This is a genomic window from Kitasatospora sp. NPDC032757 (genome assembly GCF_055579305.1).
Map to the genome: position 1 here is coordinate 20,157 of NZ_JBVINN010000034.1, position 20,098 is coordinate 40,254.

The 20,098-nt window shown below is 73.4% G+C and carries 23 protein-coding genes and 1 pseudogene; 14 read left to right on the top strand and 10 right to left on the bottom strand.

Annotated elements, in window-relative coordinates:
- Positions 1 to 28 precede the first annotated feature (28 nt).
- On the top strand, positions 29 to 682 hold the full coding sequence (locus ACZ5WK_RS29435) for a molybdopterin-dependent oxidoreductase (protein WP_465551905.1): 654 nt from the start codon (positions 29 to 31) through the stop codon (positions 680 to 682).
- Positions 666 to 1,286, top strand: coding sequence for a cytochrome b/b6 domain-containing protein (locus ACZ5WK_RS29440; RefSeq protein ID WP_465551763.1), 621 nt, complete (start codon positions 666 to 668; stop codon positions 1,284 to 1,286). The genes ACZ5WK_RS29435 and ACZ5WK_RS29440 overlap by 17 nt, the downstream gene beginning before the upstream one ends.
- A 111-nt stretch (positions 1,287 to 1,397) precedes the next feature.
- Here ACZ5WK_RS29440 and ACZ5WK_RS29445 read toward each other — a convergent pair whose 3' ends face one another.
- From ACZ5WK_RS29445 to ACZ5WK_RS29455, 3 genes and pseudogenes are all read right to left on the bottom strand, one after another.
- A complete protein-coding gene (locus tag ACZ5WK_RS29445; protein WP_465551765.1) occupies positions 1,398 to 2,066 on the bottom strand; it encodes a class I SAM-dependent methyltransferase in 669 nt (222 codons plus the stop codon).
- Positions 2,063 to 2,713 (bottom strand): TIGR04282 family arsenosugar biosynthesis glycosyltransferase, encoded by a 651-nt coding sequence (locus ACZ5WK_RS29450; protein ID WP_465551907.1) that lies wholly within the window; start codon positions 2,711 to 2,713, stop codon positions 2,063 to 2,065. The genes ACZ5WK_RS29445 and ACZ5WK_RS29450 overlap by 4 nt, the downstream gene beginning before the upstream one ends.
- A pseudogene (locus ACZ5WK_RS29455) lies at positions 2,693 to 3,403 on the bottom strand (glycosyltransferase family 2 protein); the annotation flags it as partial. The gene ACZ5WK_RS29450 and the pseudogene ACZ5WK_RS29455, both read right to left, overlap by 21 nt.
- Before the next feature lie 168 nt (positions 3,404 to 3,571).
- Between ACZ5WK_RS29455 and ACZ5WK_RS29460 the strand changes: the two are divergent.
- The gene (locus ACZ5WK_RS29460) at positions 3,572 to 4,327 is read left to right on the top strand and encodes a response regulator transcription factor (protein ID WP_465551767.1); all 756 of its coding nucleotides are present in this window, start codon (positions 3,572 to 3,574) and stop codon (positions 4,325 to 4,327) included.
- Positions 4,324 to 5,460: a sensor histidine kinase gene (locus ACZ5WK_RS29465; protein ID WP_465551769.1), complete on the top strand. Its 1,137-nt coding sequence runs from the start codon at positions 4,324 to 4,326 to the stop codon at positions 5,458 to 5,460. The genes ACZ5WK_RS29460 and ACZ5WK_RS29465 overlap by 4 nt, the downstream gene beginning before the upstream one ends.
- On the opposite strand, the gene ACZ5WK_RS29470 is transcribed toward ACZ5WK_RS29465, so the two are convergent.
- Complete coding sequence (locus ACZ5WK_RS29470) at positions 5,461 to 6,516, bottom strand: NAD-dependent epimerase/dehydratase family protein (RefSeq protein ID WP_465551771.1); 1,056 nt, start codon at positions 6,514 to 6,516, stop codon at positions 5,461 to 5,463.
- Between the two features lie 386 nt (positions 6,517 to 6,902).
- On the opposite strand from ACZ5WK_RS29470, the gene ACZ5WK_RS29475 reads away from it, so the two are divergent.
- Positions 6,903 to 7,277, top strand: coding sequence for a hypothetical protein (locus ACZ5WK_RS29475; RefSeq protein WP_465551773.1), 375 nt, complete (start codon positions 6,903 to 6,905; stop codon positions 7,275 to 7,277).
- A gap of 132 nt (positions 7,278 to 7,409) precedes the next feature.
- Here ACZ5WK_RS29475 and lanL read toward each other — a convergent pair whose 3' ends face one another.
- Positions 7,410 to 10,034, bottom strand: a complete 2,625-nt coding sequence (gene lanL / locus ACZ5WK_RS29480) for a class IV lanthionine synthetase LanL (protein WP_465551775.1) — start codon at positions 10,032 to 10,034, stop codon at positions 7,410 to 7,412.
- 2 nt (positions 10,035 to 10,036) lie between these two features.
- Positions 10,037 to 10,204 carry an SflA family class IV lanthipeptide gene (locus ACZ5WK_RS29485; RefSeq protein ID WP_331741511.1) on the bottom strand — a complete coding sequence of 56 codons (168 nt, stop codon included), beginning with the start codon at positions 10,202 to 10,204 and terminating at the stop codon, positions 10,037 to 10,039.
- Between the two features lie 504 nt (positions 10,205 to 10,708).
- On the opposite strand from ACZ5WK_RS29485, the gene ACZ5WK_RS29490 reads away from it, so the two are divergent.
- The 3 genes from ACZ5WK_RS29490 to ACZ5WK_RS29500 all read left to right on the top strand — a co-directional run bounded on the left by ACZ5WK_RS29490 (position 10,709) and on the right by ACZ5WK_RS29500 (position 12,134).
- Positions 10,709 to 11,080: a low affinity iron permease family protein gene (locus tag ACZ5WK_RS29490; protein ID WP_465551777.1), complete on the top strand. Its 372-nt coding sequence runs from the start codon at positions 10,709 to 10,711 to the stop codon at positions 11,078 to 11,080.
- A 95-nt stretch (positions 11,081 to 11,175) separates the two neighbouring features.
- Positions 11,176 to 11,517: a helix-turn-helix transcriptional regulator gene (locus tag ACZ5WK_RS29495; protein ID WP_465551779.1), complete on the top strand. Its 342-nt coding sequence runs from the start codon at positions 11,176 to 11,178 to the stop codon at positions 11,515 to 11,517.
- 5 nt (positions 11,518 to 11,522) lie between these two features.
- Positions 11,523 to 12,134: an STAS domain-containing protein gene (locus ACZ5WK_RS29500; RefSeq protein ID WP_465551781.1), complete on the top strand. Its 612-nt coding sequence runs from the start codon at positions 11,523 to 11,525 to the stop codon at positions 12,132 to 12,134.
- A gap of 24 nt (positions 12,135 to 12,158) precedes the next feature.
- Here the strand turns inward: ACZ5WK_RS29500 and ACZ5WK_RS29505 are convergent, their stop codons facing one another.
- Positions 12,159 to 12,413, bottom strand: coding sequence for a hypothetical protein (locus ACZ5WK_RS29505; protein WP_465551783.1), 255 nt, complete (start codon positions 12,411 to 12,413; stop codon positions 12,159 to 12,161).
- A 342-nt stretch (positions 12,414 to 12,755) separates the two neighbouring features.
- Here ACZ5WK_RS29505 and ACZ5WK_RS29510 point away from each other — a divergent pair, with 342 nt between their 5' ends.
- From ACZ5WK_RS29510 to ACZ5WK_RS29535, 6 genes are all read left to right on the top strand, one after another.
- Positions 12,756 to 13,496 (top strand): class I SAM-dependent methyltransferase, encoded by a 741-nt coding sequence (locus ACZ5WK_RS29510; protein ID WP_465551785.1) that lies wholly within the window; start codon positions 12,756 to 12,758, stop codon positions 13,494 to 13,496.
- A gap of 161 nt (positions 13,497 to 13,657) precedes the next feature.
- Positions 13,658 to 14,311 carry a TOPRIM nucleotidyl transferase/hydrolase domain-containing protein gene (locus ACZ5WK_RS29515; protein WP_465551787.1) on the top strand — a complete coding sequence of 218 codons (654 nt, stop codon included), beginning with the start codon at positions 13,658 to 13,660 and terminating at the stop codon, positions 14,309 to 14,311.
- Between the two features lie 525 nt (positions 14,312 to 14,836).
- The gene (locus ACZ5WK_RS29520) at positions 14,837 to 14,992 is read left to right on the top strand and encodes a DUF6131 family protein (RefSeq protein WP_465551789.1); all 156 of its coding nucleotides are present in this window, start codon (positions 14,837 to 14,839) and stop codon (positions 14,990 to 14,992) included.
- Positions 14,993 to 15,433: 441 nt separating this feature from the next.
- On the top strand, positions 15,434 to 16,123 hold the full coding sequence (locus ACZ5WK_RS29525; protein ID WP_465551791.1) for a M24 family metallopeptidase: 690 nt from the start codon (positions 15,434 to 15,436) through the stop codon (positions 16,121 to 16,123).
- Positions 16,124 to 16,186: 63 nt separating this feature from the next.
- Positions 16,187 to 16,552: a gamma-glutamylcyclotransferase family protein gene (locus ACZ5WK_RS29530; RefSeq protein WP_465551793.1), complete on the top strand. Its 366-nt coding sequence runs from the start codon at positions 16,187 to 16,189 to the stop codon at positions 16,550 to 16,552.
- Between the two features lie 224 nt (positions 16,553 to 16,776).
- Entirely contained in the window at positions 16,777 to 17,292 is a 516-nt protein-coding gene (locus ACZ5WK_RS29535; protein ID WP_465551795.1) for a GNAT family N-acetyltransferase, read from the top strand.
- Between the two features lie 44 nt (positions 17,293 to 17,336).
- Here the strand turns inward: ACZ5WK_RS29535 and ACZ5WK_RS29540 are convergent, their stop codons facing one another.
- Genes ACZ5WK_RS29540 through ACZ5WK_RS29550 form a run of 3 tightly spaced genes read right to left on the bottom strand, consistent with a single transcriptional unit; the run spans position 17,337 to position 20,074 of the window.
- A complete protein-coding gene (locus tag ACZ5WK_RS29540; protein WP_465551797.1) occupies positions 17,337 to 18,104 on the bottom strand; it encodes a class I SAM-dependent methyltransferase in 768 nt (255 codons plus the stop codon).
- A gap of 20 nt (positions 18,105 to 18,124) precedes the next feature.
- The gene (locus ACZ5WK_RS29545; protein ID WP_465551799.1) at positions 18,125 to 18,454 is read right to left on the bottom strand and encodes a hypothetical protein; all 330 of its coding nucleotides are present in this window, start codon (positions 18,452 to 18,454) and stop codon (positions 18,125 to 18,127) included.
- A 39-nt stretch (positions 18,455 to 18,493) separates the two neighbouring features.
- The gene (locus ACZ5WK_RS29550) at positions 18,494 to 20,074 is read right to left on the bottom strand and encodes a glycosyltransferase (RefSeq protein WP_465551801.1); all 1,581 of its coding nucleotides are present in this window, start codon (positions 20,072 to 20,074) and stop codon (positions 18,494 to 18,496) included.
- Between the last annotated feature and the right edge of the window lie 24 nt (positions 20,075 to 20,098).

The following is a 20,098-nucleotide window of genomic DNA, read 5'->3' on the forward strand; positions in this document are numbered from 1 at the left end:
CCCGGTGGGCCGGCGGGTGGTGCTCGGCATGCTCGGCCTCGGCGCCGTGGGCGTGGCGGCCGGCCCGTATCTCCAGCGGGCCCAGGACGCCGTGGCCGGGAAGGACCCGACGGGACTCACCGGACTGCTGCCGGGCGGTGGCGGCTTCCGGTACTACTCCGTGGTGCCCTCGGTACCGGCCAGGGGCCCTGATACGTACACCCTGACGGTGGACGGGCTGGTGGAGCGGCCCGGCAGCCACCGCCTGGCCGACCTTCAGGCGATGCCGCAGCGCCGGATCGTGCGGGACGTGCAGTGCGTGACCGGCTGGCGGGTACCGGACACACCGTTCGAGGGCGTGCCGCTCGCCCACCTGCTCGACGCCGCCGGCGTCCGGGCGGGCGCCGGAGCGGTGCGGTTCAGCTGCTTCGACGGCGAGTACACCGAGAGTCTCACCCTGGAACAGGCCCGGCGTGACGACGTGGTGGTCGCGCTCAAGCTCCAGGACGCCCCGATCTCGCACTCCCACGGCGGACCGGTGCGCCTCTACGTGGCGCCGATGTACTTCTACAAGTCGGCCAAGTGGCTGTCCGGGATCACCGTCACCGACACGGTGCAGCCGGGCTACTGGGAGCAGAACGGCTATGACGTCGACGCCTGGGTCGGCCGGTCGAACGGACGTGACGATGCGCCGACCGCCTGAGCTCGTCCTCCGTTTCACCCGCGCCGAGCGCTGGGTGCACCGCGCCACCGCCGCCCTGATGCTGACCTGCCTGGCCACCGCCGCCTGCCTCTACGTGACGCCGCTGGCCGAACTGGTCGGGCGCCGAAGGCTGGTCGCCACCGTCCACGTGTGGTGCGGCCTGGCGCTGCCGGTACCGCTGCTGCTCGGCCTGGCCTTCCGGGCGGTGCGCGCGGACGTGTCGAGGCTGAGCCGCTTCCTTCCGGCCGACCGGGCGTGGCTGCGGGCGACGTGGGCGCGCGCGTCGCACCGTCCGGCGGGGAAGTTCAACGCCGGGCAGAAGCTGTACGCCCAGTGGACCCTCGGGGCGATGCTGGTGATCCTCGGTACGGGCCTGTTGATGTGGCTCACCCACCTGACGCCGCCGGCCTGGCGGACCGGCGCGACCTTCGTCCACGACTGGCTCGCGGCGGCCATCGCCACGGTGACGGCCGGGCACATCCGGATGGCCGTACGGGATCCCGAGGCCCGGCGCGGGATGCGGACGGGGCTGGTCGACCGGCGATGGGCCGAGCGGGAGCACTCTCAGTGGCCGGCCGGGAGCCCGGCGGCCCGGGAGGAGTAGGCCGATGGGGAGGTCCTGTCCGGCCGGTCCCGCCGGGCGCGAGATCGACCGGACCGCGATCGGTCGGACCGCGATCGACCGGACAGGACCTGGCTCCCGCTGCGCGTCTCGTCAGCGGGGGCGGACCGCCTTCCGGAAGGAGAGGAAGCGGCGGCCGTGGGAGGACCAGCGCTCGGTCTCGACGAGCCCGGCATGGCCGGCGCGACGGACGGTGGCCGCCGCGCCGCAGCGGGCCCAGGCGAACGGAGGCCCGAGCCGTCCCTCGGGGCCCTCGACCCGGACGGTGATCCGCTCGTCGACCTCCCACGGCTCGACTTCGACCAGCAACACGCCTGCCGGAGCGAGGAGTTCGGCGCTTCTGGCGAGCAGCAGCCCCGGGTCGCCGCCGATCCCGAGGTTGCCGTCGGCGAGGAGCGCGCCACCCCAGCGGCCCTCGGCGGGCAGCCGGTCGAACACCGACCGGCACAGGGCCGGCCCGCCGAGCATGCGGGTCCGGGCCACCGCGGCTCCGGTGATGTCGACACCGAGCGCCGGCACGCCGAGGCCCAGCAGAGCGGCGACGAGGCGGCCGGGACCGCAGCCGAGGTCCACCACCGGCGCGGGCAGCCGCGTGCAGCGCAGCAGCAGGCCGTGATCCGCGCCGGCGGCGGGTGCGCACCAGCGTTCGACGTCGAGCGGGATCCGGTCGCCGTCCTCGCGTCGTAGCCACAGCGGGCCCCGCCCGGCACGAACGGCCTCGGCGAACGGGTCGTCCACCCACGCCTCCGCCGCGACGGTCACCGCGTCGTCTCCGGCGCGGCCCCGATCAGGCGGAGGCATGCCGCGAACCTGCTGCCCGGAGCCTCGGCGGCGACGTGGCGCGCGTCCCGGATGGTGTCCACGTCGGTGAGCACCGGGAGGTGGCCGACCGTCAGGCCGTTCGCCGCCAGTCGGTCGAGCAGGGCCTGCCCGGTCTCCGGTGTGGACATCGGCAGGCCCAGAAGCAGCCGCCGGGCCAGTTCTGCGGTGGGCCTCGCCAGCCCGAGAGCCCAGAAACCGCCGTCGCCGGCCGGGCCGTACCAGGCGTCGACGCCGGTGCGGCGGGCCGGTGACAGGGGCTCCGCGAGGAGGGCGCCGCCGATCTGCGGCGTGTCCATGCCGACCAGCAGCGCGGGCGTGTCAGGGGCGGTCCCGGCGGCGTGCGCGAAGGCGGCCGCGAGCCGTTCGTCCAGCCCGCCCCCCGACTGCGGCACGACCTGCCAACCGGGCGGGAGCCAGGGGCCGGCCTCGCCCTCCAGCACGAGCAGCCGCCGTCCGGCCGGTACCCGGTCGAGGGTAGCCAGGGTGTCGGCCAGGGCGGCCTCGGCCAGCGCCGCCGCCTGCTCGGGTGTGCAGGGCGGGGTGAGGCGGGTCTTCACCCGTCCCGGGACGGGTGACTTGGCGATCACCAGCAGGGTCGGCGGCGGAGCGGCCAGAACGGCCCGCATGTCCCGGACGGCCTGCCGGGTGCCGCGCACGGTTCCGGTGACCTTGGAGCGGCCCGTGCGAGGCAGGTAGTCGACGGACGTCTCGGCGATCCGCATCCCGGCCGCCGAGGCGGCGAGCACCATCTCCAGGGGGTAGCCGGAGCGTCGGTCGCCCAGCCCGAGTGCCAGCAGCCGCTCACGGCGGGCGGCCCGCATCGGCCCGAGGTCGTGCAGCGGCGCCCCCGTGCTCGCCCGCAGCCGGCGGGCCAGGGCGGCATTGGCGAGGCGGGCGTGCAGCGGCCACGCGCCGGCGGTCGTGGGGCGGCGGCGGCCGAGCACCAAGTCCGCCGAGCCCGCGTGGACCGGCGCGGTGACGCGCGGCAACTGTGCGGGATCGAGGGAGCCGTCGCAGTCCAGGAAGCAGACCAGCTCGGCGGTGGCGGCCAGCAGTCCGGCGTGGCACGCGGCGCCGAAACCGCGCCGCGGCTCCTCGACGACGCTCGCGCCCAGCGAGCGCGCCAGCTCGGCCGAGCCGTCGCGCGAACCGTTGTCGACGACGATCGCCCGCCAGCCCGCGGGTACTCGTCCCAGCACCCAGGGGAGGGCCTCGGCCTCGTCGAGGCACGGAAGGATCACATCGGCGGGTGGCAGTGGGGGAATCGGAGAGATCACGTCGGTCACGCTAAGGGCGGGCGGCCCGGCGGCGGCCGAACGGCGGCCTTACGAAAGTCCTACGGGCCGTCGCGGGCGCCGTGCCCGGCCGGGCCGCGATCTTACGGAACCCGAACGTGAACCCCGGTGCGGCACCTGCCCACGGCCGCAGCTCGTATCCTCGGCGAGGTGAACGAGAGCCCCGCTTCCTCCGGACCACCGGACCCCGCCCGCATCCTGGTGGTCGACGACGACCTGACCGTGGGCGAGGTCGTCGCCGGCTACCTCACCCGGGCCGGCCACCGGGTCGACCGGGCCTGCGACGGCAACCAGGGCCTCGACCTGGCCCGCAGCAATCGCCCCGACCTGCTGGTCCTGGATCTCATGCTCCCCGGGATCGACGGCCTGGAGCTGCTGCGCAGGCTGCGCGCCACCGAGAACGGCGCCGACCTGCCGGTGGTCGTGCTCACCGCCAAGGGCGACGAGGCCGACCGTATCCTCGGCCTGGAGCTGGGCGCGGACGACTACGTCACCAAGCCGTTCAGCCCGAGGGAACTCGTCCTCCGGGTGCAGTCCGTCCTCCGTCGCTCCCGTGCCGCCGCACCCTCCGCGCCGTTCCCCGCGCCGCTGGCCTCCGGGGACATCACGCTCGATCCGCAGGCCCGCCGGGCCCACCGCCGAGGAGGCGAACTCCTCCTCACGCTGCGGGAGTTCGACCTGCTTGCACACTTCCTCCGGCACCCCCGGACGGTCTTCGCCCGGCAGGAGCTGATGCAGCGGGTCTGGGGCTGGGACTTCGGCGACCTGTCCACCGTCACCGTCCACGTCCGCCGGCTGCGCGAGAAGATCGAGGACGACCCCGCCGCACCGACGCTGATCACCACGGTCTGGGGCGTCGGCTACCGCTACGACCCGGTGACGGCCGGCATGGACGGCCCGGCGTGACGGACCTGCTGCTGATCGCCCTGTTCGCAGGCCTCGGCGCCACCGGCGCCGGCCTCCTCGGATGGGTGGCCGTGCGCCTGCTGCGCCGCCGTTCGGTGGCGCTCTCACTCTTCTGCGTCGCCGTCGTCACCGTTCTCGCGGTCACCTCCGGGACGCTCGCCGTCGCCCAGGCGATGTTCCTGTCCGGGCACGACCTCGGCGTGGTGATCACCGTGCTCGGCATGGCCTCCGTGGTCTCACTGCTCACGGCCGCGCTGCTCGGACGCCAGGTCGTGGCCGGCAGCCGGGCCCTGACCGCGGGCGCCCGCACCGTCGGAAGCGACACCGGTTTCACCGCTCCGGACCACCCCCTCGGGCTCGAACTGGCCCAGTTGAGCGAGGAACTCGCCGCCACCAGTGCCCGGCTCGCCGAGTCACGCTCCCGGGCGCAGGCGCTGGACGCCTCGCGGCGCGAGCTGATCGCCTGGATCTCCCACGACCTGCGCACCCCGCTGGCCGGCCTGCGCGCCATGGCCGAGGCGCTGGAGGACGGGGTGGCCGACCAGCCGGAGCAGTACCTCCAGCGGATCCGTGCCGAGGTCGAGCGCCTCACCGGGATGGTCGACGACCTCTTCGAACTCTCCCGGATCCAGGCCGGCGCGCTGTCCCTCTCGTTGTCCCGGGTGTCCGTCTACGACCTGGTCGACGACGCACTGGCCGGTGCCCACCCGCTGGCCCGGCAGCGCGGCGTCCGTCTGGAGGGCCGTCAGGTCGCCGCCGAGCCGGTCGAGGTGGACAGCCGCGAGATCACCCGGGTGCTCGGCAACCTTCTGGTCAACGCGATCCGCTCGACGCCCGAGGAGGGCGTGGTCGCCGTCTCGGCCCGCCGCGAGGTGGACGACGTGGTGCTCTCGGTCACCGACGGCTGCGGGGGCATCCCTGAGCAGGACCTCTCCCGGGTGTTCGAGACCGGCTGGCGCGGCAGCGCCGCGCGCACGCCCCGGCGGGATCCCGGCGAGGGAGGGGACAGCGGTGCCGGGCTCGGCCTGGCCATCGTCCGCGGTATCGTCGAGGCGCACGCCGGGCGCGCCCGGGTGCACAACGTCGCAGGGGGCTGCTGCTTCGAGATCGCACTCCCGGCGGCGCGTGCGTAGTCAGGCCCGCAGGGGCGCGGCGGCGAACCCGGCCATCCCCGCACGGAACGGGACCCGGGCCCGCCAGCCCAGTTCGGCACGCAGCCGGGAGGAGTCGGCCGTGATGTGCCGGACGTCCCCCAGCCGGTACCGGCCCGTCACCACGGGCGCCGGCCCACCGCAGGCGTCGGCGAGGGCCCGGGCCATCTCGCCGACCGTACGCACCTCGCCGCTGCCGACGTTGTACGCCCGGGAGCTGCCCGGCAGCCGGCTGCCGAGGTCCTCCAGCGCGGCGAGGTTGGCCGCGGCGACGTCGTCGACATGGACGAAGTCCCGGCGCTGGCCGCCGTCCTCGAACACCCGGGGGGCCTCGCCGCGGGCGAGCGCGGAGCGGAACAGGGCGGCGACTCCGGCGTACGGGGTGTCACGCGGCATGCCCGGGCCGTAGACGTTGTGGTAGCGCAGCGCCAGGACGGACCCGCCGCAGGCGCGGGCCCAGGCCGCGGCCAGGTGTTCCTGCGCGAGCTTGGTCGCGGCGTAGACGTTGCGGGGGTCGCCCGGCGCGTCCTCGGTGACCAGCCCCGGCCGCAACTCGGCGCCGCACCTCGGGCACGGCGGTTCGAACCGGCCTGCGTCGAGATGGTCCGGCCGTCGTGGACCGGGTGCCACGTCCCCGTGGGCCGGGCACACGTACCGGCCCTCGCCGTAGACCACCATCGATCCGGCCAGTACCAGCTTCCGCACCCCGCCGCGTGCCATCGCGGACAGGAGGACCGCCGTTCCGAGGTCGTTGCAGCCCACGTAGTCGGGCGCGTCATCGAGGTCGAGCCCGAGACCGACCATCGCCGCCTGGTGGCAGACCGCGTCCACCCCGGCGAGGGCCCCCTCCACGGCCGCCGCGTCCCGTACGTCGCCGAGCCGGAACCCGACGCCGGCCGGCAGAACGGGCGCCGCACCCGACGGGTGGACCGCAGGCAGCAGTGCGTCCAGCACACGGACCTCGTGGCCCGCCGCGACCACGGCACGGACGACGGCCGAACCGATGAACCCGGCACCGCCGGTGACCAGAATCCTCATGACCGGCGACGCTACCGGCCGGGGACGGCGCGGTGGCCGACGACGGGCGTCACGTCATGCATCGGTAAGAGAGATTCGCCCCTTCCCCCGGCGGCCGCCTGCTCGCCGGAGCCGTCGACACCGCCGGCGCCGACCTCACCGCGCACGGCCGTGCCCGCAGGCACGGTGCGGCGTCGGCCCCGCCGCGGGCGGGTGCGCCGACGTGACGTGGCGCAGCGGGTGCGCCGGCGGGCCTTCGCCTCCGACCGGGCGCGCGGGCGGGAGGAGCGGCCGAAGAGAGAGGGTGGGCGCGCGTTAGGGCTGCGGGCACCGGGGTAGCCGCGATCAGGTAGCGGGGGGAGAGAAGCGCACGACGACAACCTGACCGGAGAGAAGGGATTCCCGACATGTTGCTGCTCGGACTCTTGCTGATGGCCGCGGCCGGCGCCTTCACCGGCCTGTTGATCGCGGACAACCTCTCCGGCGGGCCGGACTACCAGGTGACCGTTCTCGGCAACGACCTGGTGGTCATGAACAGCCTGGCCGTCTTCCTGTCCGGCGTCGCCCTCGCCCTGCTGTTCTGCCTCGGTCTGGCGTTGATCGGCCTCTCCCGGCGGGCACGGCGCCCGGTCGGGCTCGGCGCCCACCGTCGGGTGCGTCCGCAGGCGTACCCGGCCGCGGAGGCGGACACCGCGCAGGAGGCCGCTGAACGGGTCGGCCCGGCCGCCGGACCGACCGCGCCCGAGCGCCGCGGGCGGATCCGGCACCTGCTCGGGCACTGAGGCCGGCGGCCGGTCCGCGCGACACCCTGCGATGCGCCGTGGCGGAGGCCGACGACTCCGCACACGAACAGCCGGACCATCGGAGGCCCGGAGGGGCGGGCCTCCGGGCGGTGCCGGCTCCGCCCCGCCCGGTCAGCCGATGAGGCCGAGCCGCTGTCCGCCCCGGCCGTGCAGTCGCCTCAGGAAGGCGAGCACGCCGGCGGAGCCGCCGGCCCAGGTGGCGCTCGACCCGGTCAGGCCGGCGTCCGGGAACACCGGACGCGACGAGGTGCCGCCGCTGCGGCTCAGGATGATCGCGGCGACGGTCTCGGCGGCGTCCCGGAACTCCTCGGACCCGGACGCCTCGGCGACGTCCACCATCAGGTCGCCGGCACCGGACAGCCCGCAGCACTGGGTGACCAGCGGCATGCGGGGCGCCAGGGCGGCGCAGGTGCGCGCGGCCCGCTGGGCGAGGGCGAGGTACCCGGGTTCGCCGAGGCGGTCGGCGGCCCGGACGAGCACCGCCCCGATCCCGGCCAGGCCCCGGCACCACGAGCCGTAGCGGCGTGTCGCCCCCGGGCCGGCCGCCGCCGCGACGATGCCCGGCGTGAGGGCGGCGAGCTGCGCGCATGCCTCCCCGGCCCTGCGGACGGCGGCCGGCTCCCCGGTCGCGCTTGCGTACTCGAGCAGGAAGTACGCGACCCCGGCCTCGCCGTGCGCGAGTCCTTCGCGCAGGGCGGCGCTGCCGATGGTGCCGGTGCCGACGGGCGTCAGCCGGGCCCTGCCGGACGCCAGCATCCGGTCGCACTCGGCGGCGACGGCGAGGTGTCGGTCGGCGAGCCGGCTGTTGCCGTCCGCGACGGCGTGCCGGGCGAGAAGCAGGCGGCCGATGCCGATTCCGGCGACGCCCTCGATCAGGTCCGCTTCCGGTGGTCCGCCGTCCGGGCCCCGGGTCGGCAGGGCCGGGTGGCCTGCCGGCCCGGCCGGTCGTGTCGTTCGGTGCCCTTTCCGGTGCCCGTCCCCGTCCCCGTCCCCGTCGCCGTTCCCGGCGTCCGGGGTCGCCCCTGCTGCGGTGAGGAAGAGCTCGACGCCGGTGCGGCCCGAGTAGAAGCCGGGTGACAGGCTCCTGGACTGGCTCGCCGTCCAGTGCGCGAGGGCGTCGACGGCTTCGCGCACCCCGCTTCGGTGGAGGTGGTGAAGGAGTTCCAGGCCGAGTCCCGAGCTGCCGCGGTAGACGTCGACCGGCGTCGGGATGGTCGCGCGTGCGGCGAGTACGGGGTCTGACATCCTGCGGGCCTCGTCGACGCAGAACGCGGTCGTGTGCTCGATGATCTCTTCGAGCAGGCCGTCGTCGAATCGGACCCGGCGGGGACCCCGGGACGCCCGGGGTGCCACCGGCGGCTCGAACGCCGCTGGCACCCCCGTACGGAGCCGGTCGGCGCCCGCGGTCCGCACGGCCGGATCGAAGCTCGTCAACTCGGCGATCGCCGCCCGGATCCGCCGGTGCTCGTCGCCGGGCAGCGCCCATGCCAGGCCGGCGAGGGTGCGGTCCCGGTTGACGGTGGCGTCCGTGTCGACGATCACCGGATCCATGCCGGTGGCGGCGAAGCAGAGGGTCGCGCCCAGGGCGTAGTAGTCGTCGGCGGGCTCGGCCGGTCCGGTCGCGCGTCGGACCGGGTCACTGTAGCCGGGGGTCGAGCCGTCCGGACCGACGCCGTCGAGGGCGCTGATCCCGAAGTCGATCACGTGGCACCGGCCCGTGGCGTCGAGCACGACGTTGTCGGGCTTGAGATCGCGGACGACCACGCCCCGGAGATGGATGGCGTCCAGGACACGCAGGAGCTGGGCGGCCAGGTCGGGGAGCGTGCGCGACGGCCGGGCCTCGTCGTCCCGGTACGGGCCGTTCTCCTGGACGTCCCGCCGCAGGTCCCGGTCGCCGCAGGCGGTCATCACCAGGTACTCGTCCGTGCGGTGCCGGAAGTAGTCGAGCGCGCGGGGCACCCCCGTGACGGTGGCGAGCGCGGCCAGGACCGTCCGCTCGTTGCGCAGCCGGTCGCGGGTGTCCGCACCGGACTCGTCCTCGGCCACGAAGGCCCGGGCCTGCTTGACGACCACCGGCAGCCCGGTGAGCCGGTCGGCCGCGCGGTAGACGTTGCCCTGCGGCTTGCGCACGATGCCGCCGGTGACTAGGTAGCGTCCGTCGCCGAATCCGGGGGAGGACTGCGGCCGGGCGCCGTGCCCGGGCCGGTTCTCGAAGGGGTCCTCGGCCCACGGCGGGCAGCGGTACGCACCGGCCGCCAGGCCGTCGAAGGCCCGGCCGTCCGGACCCACCATGACCGACTCGAGCCGCCCGCTCCGGCCGGTCCGGTAGTCGCCCGTGAAGGGCCCGTAGCGGTAGTAGACGGGGGAGCGTGGATCGACCCGCCGGTCGCTGACGATCTGCGGACCCTCCCGGTCGCGCAGCAGGGCGACGAGTTCGTCGGCGAGCCCGAGGACGGTGCCGGGTGCCGGGTAGACCGTGATCGCCTTCCCGACGGCACCCGCACTCGACACACCGGAGTTGATCGCCCGCAGGGTCTCCGGACTCCTCGCCCACTTCGCGTGGCAGACGTGGCGCGCCAGCACCGGCAGGACGAGGCCGGTCACGGCCTCGAGGTCGCCGGGCCGCGCCGAGATGTGCAGCTTCCAACCGTGCTCCATCGCCGGCATCCGCGGATCGTTCAGGTACGACCAGGTGTCATCGGACCATCCGCTGCGGCCGGCGATGGGCGCGGTCACCGCTAGGAGTTGAAGTCGCAGGCGAAGCGCGTGGTCGCGGTCACCCACGGGTCGGCGAGACACGCCGTGGCGTCGTGGTCGCTTCGGTCGTCGTCCTCGAACACGATGGCCTCGTCGTCGACCACCAGCGGACCCGCGTCGCGGATCTCGTCCATCATGGCTACGGGCATGTGACGCCTCCAGGTCTTGTCGTGCGTCCGGCGACGGCGCGGGTTGCGCCCGTCGCGGACCGCCAGGCCCGATGGGGCCGGGGTCCTGACCCCCGAAGGTAGGGAGGAATGATCGGCCTGACAAGGGGTCAGAACACGTGAATTTCACAGGGAGCACACATCCATGGAGGGATGGTGCGCTCCGGTGGGTTCTCGGTCCCGCCGCCTCCTGGGCGCTGCGGGGGCCGTGGCCTGATCGTTCCGTTCCCGCGGACCTGTGACCGGTCGAGGGGTGGCGTCCGGGGAGGGCCGGCCGGAGTGACGACGGCCGACCGCGTGGGCGGGCCGCCCTTCTCGGGGGCCGGGGCGTGGCGCATCCGCCCCCGGGGTCACAGTCCGCGTGGCGGTGCGACGCCTGGCCCGGATCCGGGCCGCGGCCTTGGTCTACTCATGGGGCCGGGGTCGTCGTCCCGGTCCAGCCAGGGCCGGTCGACCCGGCCGATGGCCGGCGGGAGGAGAGTGGTCATGACGTTCCAGCATCCGGCGCAGAAGCGCGACGACGGGCGGCGTGGCCGGTTCGAGGAGGCGGCCGAGCTGGCGTCGAACTTCACGAGTTCGCCGTTGTTCGCCGCGCTCTGTCTGGGACTGGTCGGCCTGTTCGTGGCGGCTCATGTCGCGGGGTGGTCCGCGAGCTGGCAGTTGCTGGTCGGTGACGCGATGAGCGCGGTGACGCTGCTGTTGCTGGCGTTGCTGAAGAACGCGGAGCGCCGTGCCGAGCACGCGATCCAGCGCAAGCTCGATGCGATCGCCGCGGCCCTGCTGGAGCAGCAGGAGGGCAAGCGGGGCGAGGCGCACGAACATCTGAAGAAGGTCATTCGGATGGAGGAGCGACTCTGATCCCGTCGCGGTCCGGACATCGTGGCCTCCTCCGCAGCGGCGAAGCCGGAAACAGGGTTGCGGAAACCGGCATTTCGGTTCATATAATGGGTTTTATGGCCGAAGTCCAGGAGTCGCGCAGTAGCTGGACGTTCCTGACGCAGCACGCCAGGGTCCTGCTGCTGATCTCGCGCGACGCGGACGTGCGCCTGCGGGACGTCGCCGCGGCGTGCGGGGTCACCGAGCGGGCCGTCCAGGCGATCGTCACCGACCTGGAGAGCGCCGGCTACGTCACCCGCACCCGGCACGGGCGCCGTAACCACTACCAGGTCGTACGTGGCACGCACTTTCGCCACCCCGCCGAGGAAAGCCACGAGATCGCCGGGCTGCTCGGACTGTTCGCCGACAGCGCCCGGCTCCCCGGCAGCCCGGAGTCTCCCGACACCGCAAGGGAGTGAGCGCCATGACCGCACCACGAGTCCCCGACTCCCGGACCTCGCTCTCCGGCCCGGGCCAGGCGAACGGAAGGCCCCGGCCGGGCAGTGTCCCGGACGGTGGCAGCCTGCCTCCCTCCGTGGACCAGGTCTCCCGGCCGCGGTCGGCTCCGGGAGGCCCGGACGGACGGCACACGGGGCACCGCGCGGAGCCGCAGAGGGAGCCGGCTGCGGACACGCCCACCGCCCGCCCGTCGGCGGCCTCCGGCCCGGCCGAGGTCCCGGTACCGCTCGGTGAGGTCGCCGGGCCGGATCTGGCGATCCGGCTCACGCCCGGCCGGGCGGGTCGCTGCCGTGCGGAGGTGCGCGGCGAGATCGACACGGAGACGGCGCCCGAGGTCGTCGACGCGCTGACCGCGGCGCTGCGGGACGCCATCACGGGCGTGGACGTGGTGCTGGAGGACGTGTCGTTCTGCGACTGCGGCGGCCTCAACGCCCTGCTGGAACTGCGGCTGCTGGCCGAGGAGGCGGGCAAGGACCTCGTTCTGGCGGGAGCCTCCCCCCAGGTCCTCCGGCTGCTGGACCTGACCGGCACCACCGCTCTGCTCACCGCACCCGCACGCCCCCGGCGTGACCCGTAGACGTCCTTCGGCGCCCCGCCCGGCTCACGACGATGCCGCGTGCTCCGTGCGCTCCGCCTGGTCCAGCAGCAGCCGGGCGAGTTCGCGTGCCTCGGCCGGGCTCAGCCCGGCCCAGATCCTCGATGTCCCGCCACGTTCGGGCCCCACGGCCAGCGCGATCCGGCCGAGGCGCAGTCCGGCTGCGCCGAGCCGGAGTCGGCGAACCTCGATCCGCCGCCCACAGGCCGTCACCAGCGGCTCGATCCCGGTGTCGTCGGTCGCACGCGACAACGTCCTCACACCCCTTCGATACGTCCCGGTCGGTATAGGAGGGAACGCGTACGGCGGGTGGGCCATTCCACGGCCACCCCGTGGGGCGGAACGCTCGCCCCGGCCGCGGTGACGCGGCAGGCCGGTCGCCGAGGCCGGAAGCGGTGGCCGCCCGCACATCGTCGGCGGCAACTCGACGGCGCCCGGCGGCTTTCATCCGGTACGAACACGAAGTCCGGGCCGGGCGGGAGCCGCTGCATGTTTGTGGTTTCCACCAGTACGACGCCCCGGCCGACGGGAGGGAGACTTCCCGCCAGAGGCCGCGGCCTGTCCCGAAGGCCGACGCCAGAGGAACAGAGGGGGAACAGCACGATGAGTGGTCAGCTGTACGACGAGATCGGCGAGGCGTTCGAGGGCTTCAAGACCCTGCCTCTCGCGCGCTACGGGGAGGTGCCCGGCTTCCTCTCCCTCGTCGGTGACGTGAACGGCAGGTCGATCCTCGACCTGGCCTCCGGAACCGGCTTCTACAGCCGGGAGTTCAAGCGCCGCGGCGCCTCCCGCGTCCTCGGCGTCGACATCTCCACCGCGATGGTCGACGCGGCCCGGGCCCTGGAGGACAGCGAGCCGCTGGGCGTGGAGTACGAGGTCGGCGACGTCGCCGAGCTGCGCACCTTCGGGCAGCGCTTCGACATCGCGGTTGCGGTCCAGCTGTTCAACTACGCCGAGGACGTCGCCACCATCGAGCGGATGTGTCGCAACATCCACCGGAGCATCGCCGACGGGGCCGAGTTCTTCGCCTTCGTACAGAGCCCGGAATTCCGTTTCGACGGGCCGTCGCTGGCCAAGTACGGCTTCCTGTGCGAATCACTCGGCGAGGAAACCGAGATCGGGCCGCGCGTGAGGATCACCGCGCTTCTCGACCCGCCGATCTCGTTCGTCGCGAACCCGCCCAGCCGCGAGGTCTACGAGAAGTGCCTGCGGGCGGCCGGATTCGCCGAGGTCACCTGGGTCCCCCTGGAGATCTCCGCCGCCGGCGTGCACGAGTACGGCAAGGAGTTCTGGGACGACTACGCCGCCAACCCGCCGCTGACGATGCTGCGCTGCCGCGCCTGACTCCGAGCGGCCCGCCCCCGGTTCGCCCGGGGGCGGGCCGCCCTCCGGCATACCCCTACGGGGAACGGCGGTTGTTCAGGACGGGTCCGGAGGGCGGACCCGCAGACGCGGCCGGCGAAAAATCCGTACCGCGTCTGTCCGGGCAGGAGCAAAATCGCCCCATGGCGGACATGCGAGCGTTCCGGGATGCGGTCACCAGCTGGGCGGCGGGCAGCCCCGGTGGGCCGGCGGATGAGCAGACGAGTGAGTCTGCGGGTGAGTTGGCGGGTGAGCTGGCCGTGCGACTGCGCGTGCGGACGGCGGTGCTGTTGGAAGGGCCGAGCGACCTCGCGGCCGTGGAGGCGCTGGCCGGGCGCTACGGCCGGGACCTGCCCGCCGAAGGGGTGTGCGTCATCCCCATGGGCGGCGCGATGAGCATCGGCCGCTACGCCGGCCTCCTCGGCCCGCCGGGGCTGGGTCTGCGCCTCGCCGGGCTCTGCGACGAGGGGGAGCAGGGCTTCTACGAGCGCGGTCTCGAGAGGGCGGGCGCGCCGCGGCAAGGGTTCTTCGTGTGCACGGCGGACCTCGAGGACGAACTCATCCGCGCGCTGGGTGTGGCACGGGTGGAGGAGATCGTCCGGGCCGAGGGCGACCTCCCGGCCTGGCAGACCTTCGTGCGCCAGCCCGCGCACCAAGGCCGCTCCCCGCAACGGCAGATGCGGCGCTTCCTCGGCACGAAGAAGGGCCGCAAGATCCGCTACGGCAGCCTCCTGGTCGAGGCCCTCGACTCCGTGCCGGTGCCGGCTCCCCTCCACGATCTGCTCGCGAGCCTCTGACCGATGCGCTGATCGAGGGTCGGCAGCCCCGGCTGCAGCCGGGGCTGCCAGGAGGCCGCGGTCCGGCAGCCGGGGGGGTGAGCGTGACGATGCCGCCGGGCCCGGGCCGAGGTGGGCCCCCGGACCCGGCGGTGGCCGCGGGAGCGGCGGCAACGGCGCCGAACGCAAGGGCCGTTGTCACCGGAGCGGCAACGGATGAACCACGGGCTATGAGAGAGATCTTCATGTCGGTTTTCTGCTTTCGGGCAGCCTTCGGCGTGCCGAGGTGCACGGTGAATTTCGGTGAATTGGTCCAGAGCCGGGTGGACGACGGTCCGCCGATTGCGCCGTCCTGATCGGCCGGCCTGACCGCGACCCTCACCCCGGCCCCGTGGCGGCCGCAGAACTCAGCGGGGACGGCACATCCTGGACCGCGATCGGGAATCGCGATCCGCCGGATTGAAGACCCGAGAACGGGAAAGACGCAGCTCGACCTCCGCGTCGGCGGATGGCCATTGTCGGGAGCAGCGAAAATCGGAGGTCATCGTGATCGTCCTCGGAGTCATCCTCCTCGTTATCGGATTCGTCACCGGTCTTTCCATCCTGTGGACCATCGGCATCATCCTGGTCCTCATAGGCGTGGTCCTGTGGATCATGGGTGCGGTCGGCCACGAGGTCGCCGGCCGCCGCCATTACTGGTAGAGGCCGGCCGAAACTCTCCGACGTCCGGCGGGTGCGCGTTCACAGCAAGGCGGGTTCCGCGCGGCCGGCACCGAGGTCGTGAAAGCGGGCCTGGGGGTGCCGGACCGCGCTGATTCCAACAGTCGAAGGCAGCGGGTGGCGGTTCGGCTCCCGCCTGCAGATCCCCGAATGCCCGACTCCCCGCATGCCCGCAGAGGCGTTGCGAAAGGCACCGACCTCGTGGAGGGGTCACGGTCAGGCAGCACGCGGCGGGCGCGGTCCTCTCAGGGCCCCGCCCGCCGCCGTTGCGTGCCCGGCAGCCCCTGCCACGAGCCGGAGACCACCGCGAGTACGGAGCCTCGACTCTCTTCGCCTCTCGTCTCTTCGCCCCTTCATCGCCTCGCCTCGTCGGAACGCGGCAACTCGGTTGGCGCGGGAAGGGCGGTCTCATACGGTGGCGCCATGCATGATGAACCCGCACGTGCGGCAGGATTACTGGATGCCCAGGCGAAGGCCGTGGAGCTGTTCTCCGAGGTGGAGAGGCGAGGTCTGATCGCGGCCGGGGAGGGCGAGCGGGCCGTCAGCGACCGGATCCGTGACCTCGCGAACGAGATGTTCGACGTGAGGCGCCACTGGCACAAGCGGATCGTCAGGTCGGGACCGAACACGCTGCACCCGTACCGGGAGAACCCGCCGGACCGGGTGATCGGCGAGGACGACATCGTCTTCTGCGACTTCGGCCCCATCTTCGAGGAGTGGGAGGCCGACTTCGGGCGGACCTTCGTCCTCGGCGACGATCCGGACAAGCACCGGCTGCGGGACGACCTGCCGGCCGTCTTCGCGGCCGGCCGGCGATACTTCGAAGCCCACCCGGATGTCACCGGCGCCCAGCTCCACGCCGAGGTGGCACGGCTGGCCGCCGAGGCCGGCTGGGGGCTCGGGGGTTCGATCGCCGGGCACCTGGTGGGGGAGTTCCCGCACGAGAAGATCGACGGCGCCGACATCGAGTCGTACATCGCGCCGGGCAGTGACCACCCGATGCGTCGCACCGACCGGGTCGGGCGGCGCTGCCACTGGATTCTGGAGGTCCACTTGGTGGACCTCGAGCGTGGCTACGGGGGCTTCCACGAGGAGTTGCTCGACCTCGGCTGACCGGAGCACCGGCTCTTTCCCGCACCACCTTTCATCATCAGATTTCTCCAGGAGGTTGTCCGCATGGCTGATCCGGCTACTCACCAGCTGTTCTCCTACGGCACGTTGCAGTTGCCCGAGGTGCAGCTCGCACGATTCGGTCGGCTGCTCGAAGGGAGCCCCGACGCACTGCCGGGGTACCGGCTGACCTACATAGAGATCACCGATCCCGAGGTGATCGCGGCCAGCGGCACCGACCGGCACCCGCTGGTCGTCGCCTCGTCCGATCCGGGCGACGCCGTCGACGGCAGCGTCTTCTCCATCACCGACACCGAACTTGCCGCGGCGGACGACTACGAGGTCGACGACTACGCCCGGGCGGAGGTCGTCCTGCGCTCGGGCGTCAAGGCGTGGGTGTACCTCGACGCGACGGCGGGGGCGAAGGTCTGACGGTTCGTCGGTCTCATGTGGCGGAACCGTCCCGGGGTGCGACCTCGAGCACGTCGCGCTGCCATCCGGGCCGGTGGGGCCGGACCGGTGAGGCCGCGCGGGCGCGGACCTGGCGGGGCGAACCCCGTGGGCCGCGCCCGCGCAGACCTCAGCGGCAGGTGACGGTGTGTCCAGCACCAAATCCGGTTGCCGGCCCGGGCGCCGCCTGAGTAGCGTCGCCGTCCGTGACCCCGACTTTGCGCACCGAGCGGCTGCTTCTGGACCCGTACGTCCCCGGCGATGAAGAGGGCTTCGTCGCCCTGTTCCAGGACACCAGGGTGTCGCAGTGGATGGGTGACGGCCCCGCGTCCGAAGCGGAGGACCGGGCCCTGTTCGGGCGGATCTTCACCAAGGTCTATGCCCGGAGCCTCTTCGACGTCTGGGCCGTTCGCCGGGACGGACTCCTCGTCGGGCATGCCGAGATCAAGCCGACCGGTGTCACCGGGGGCCACGAGATCGTCTACGCCCTGGCGCCGGCGGCCTGGGGGCTCGGCCTGGGCACCGAGCTGGCGGAGGCGCTCACCGCCTACGGCTTCGGCACCCTCGGACTGGCGGAGGTCCATGCCACCGTTGCCGCACCGAACCAGGCCTCACTGACCCTGCTGCACAGGATCGGTTTCGAGCACGTCCGGGACATCGAGGAGGACGACGGAAGCACCACCCGCGTGTTGGTCCGCCGTCCGGTGGCGGGCGCCGAGTAGCCCTCGGTAGCCCTCGCCCGACGGGGGATCCGCTGATCGAAATCCTACCGGTCGTGGCGCCGACGCGCGAGATGGACGGTGATGTCGGCGGTGATCTCGACCGTCTCCGGCAGGGCCCGCAGGATCCGGCGGAAGACCTGCTCCTGCTCCGCGAGCGGGAGCACGAGATAGGCCGAGACGGTCGAGAGATGGCCGACGTACTCGCGGGCACTCACCGTCAAACGTCGTTCGATGACCGACTGCCGGACACCGGTGAACCACTCGGACCGTTGGAGCTCCGTACCCGGCCACTGCAGGTCGTGCCCCGGCGGCGTCCCGTCGGGCGACGGGACGCCGCCGCTCTCCAGGAACGGAGCCCGGGCCGCGCGGACGGCTTCCTCCACCGCCGGGTCGGCCGGCCGTACCGGCCCGCCGAAGGAGGCGAACACACCACCCGGCTCCAGCAGCCCGGCCATGCGTGACCACCGGCCCTCCGGGGTGGTCCAGTGCAGTGCCGCTGCCGCGTAGACCAGCCCGTACCGCTGGCCCGGCCGCAGGTCCTCGAACGCCGCCTGCACCGCTTTGACGTTCCCCGGCACGTGCTTGCGCAGCTCGGCGAGCATGGCCCCGTCGGGCTCGGTCGCCGTGACCGTGACCCCCCGGTGAGCGAAGAGGCGGGTCGCCTTGCCCGTCCCGGCGCCGATTTCGAGCGCGGTTCGCAGCCGACGGCCCGCGTACGCCGCCACGAGGTCGAAGAGCTCCGCGGGGTACCCCGGACGGAACCGTTCGTAGGCTTCCGCCATCACTCCGAAGCTCAGCGCACGACTCGACATGCCGAGCATCCTGGCACGAGCTACGCCGTCGATGCCCGGTCTTTCGCGCGACCCACGGCCTCGGGCTCACCGGGCGCGGTGTCGAGCAGGCGGGCGGTGTCCAGCAGGCGGGCGGTGTTCAGTTCGGCGAGGGCGCGTCGGATCACGGTCGCGTCCGCCGCCGGGTGGGTGCCGGCGACGGCGGTGCCGAGGTCGGTGAGGGTGCGGGTGCCGTCGGCGAGGCGGAAGACGGCTGCGCACAGCGGGCTGAGGAGGTGCCCCTGCTCGGCGTGCTCGTCGTAGACGGCCAGGCGGCCGTCGGCGAGCTCCTTGACGCGCAGCCCGTCGCGGTGGGCACGGAAGGTGGTCATCGGCGGCGCTCCTTGCGGTGGCCCGGCGTCGGGTGTGGTTCAGGAGGTGAACCGGTCGCGGAGGTCCTCGGCCACCGGGCCGGTCTGGTCGGCCTGGGCGGCGATGACCGGCACGGTGCGGTGGATGTCGGGCCGGTCCCAGCGGGAGAGGTACTGGTCGAGGGCGGCGTGGCGCTGGATCCAGGCGGTCATGCCCTCGACCGTGTCGGGGAGTTCGTCGAGCAGGTGGGCGAAGACGCTGTGGTGGTAGGCGATGGCGTGGCTGGTGGTGATGCCGGTGACCGTTTCGAGGTGGTGGCAGCCCTCGGCCCGCGGGAAGACCCGGCCCCGGTCGGCGCCGCCGAGGTAGAGCAACGACCAGGACCTGCCGTCGAGTTCGGCCAGGGCGCGGCGCAGGACCCAGGTGGCACCGGGCAGGAAGAGGGCGTCGTCCTCCAGGACGAGCAGGGAGTGCAGGCCGTCGATGTGGGCCTGCTGGATGGCACGGCGGTGGGAGAGCGCGCAGCCGATGCGGTGGTTGCCCGGTGTCGCGGTGGCCGGTTGGCGGTGCACGCGTTCGGGACGCAGGCCGAGTCGGGTCAGGCGCCGTTGCACGGCCTGCCAGCGGTCGGGTCGTTCGTCGAGGTTGATGCAGGTGATGCCGCCGAAGGCGGTGAAGGGGTTGCGTTTCTCGGCCTCGTAGTCGGCCAGTGCCTGACGGACGGCCTTCTCTCCCAGGACGGCGGTGAAGTGGTCGATCGCCTCGTCGGCACTCTGGCCGAGTTCGTCATAGCCGATGAGGTAGTTGAGCAGGCGCTGGTACCAGGTCGAGGCGCTCCCGCCGCGACGCGGTCCGTCGAAGCGGTGCGTCCAGCGCAGGGCGGGCAGGCACCGTACGGCGTGGCCGGCGCGGCGGAACTTCTCGTGCAGGTGGCCCTCTTCGCCGCCGTGGCCGGCGAAGGCGGGGTTGAGCCCGGGCCAGGCCCCGGTGCGGCAGGCGAACAGGCCGAGGCCCTGCATGGCGATCTCGAAGGGCGGGGCGGCGGGGTCGGTGCCGCGCGGGTCGGTGCCCCAGACCCCGTACATGAGCCGTTCCCAGCGGGGTTCCCAGTGGGTGGACACCTCGCGTCCGTCGGCGGACACCAGCGGCCCCTGGAGCAGGTCGTCGCTGTCGGGGTGGGCGTCGATGTGGTCCAGGAGACCGGCCAGCGCCCCGGGGTGCAACTGGACGTGGGAGTCCACGCACAGGACCCAGTCCGAGGTGGCCTCGCGGAAGATCCGGTCGCGGGCGGCGGTGCCGAGGCGCCGGTCGTAGGGCACGTAGCGCAGCTGGGGAACCTCCTGCTCCAGCCGCTTCAGCGCCCAGGCGTGCGGGCCGGAGGGGTGACCGTCGACCACCATGATGCTGACCCGGTCCATCACCTCCGCGTGGTAGAGGAGCAGGCTCGTCACGGTGAAGTACACGCCGTCGTAGTCGTCGTACGTCCCCATGCCCACGGTGAGGGTGCGCGGTTCCTGGGCCGGTCCGGGTTCCGGGCGCAGCCGGAAGCGGTCGCCGGACGCGGCCACCAGCTCCCGCAGGGCGGCCAGCCCCGCCTCGTCCGGCGTCCCGGCCGGTTCGCCGGAGGGTTGCGTCGTCATTGCCGCCTCGCTGCCGGGACTGTG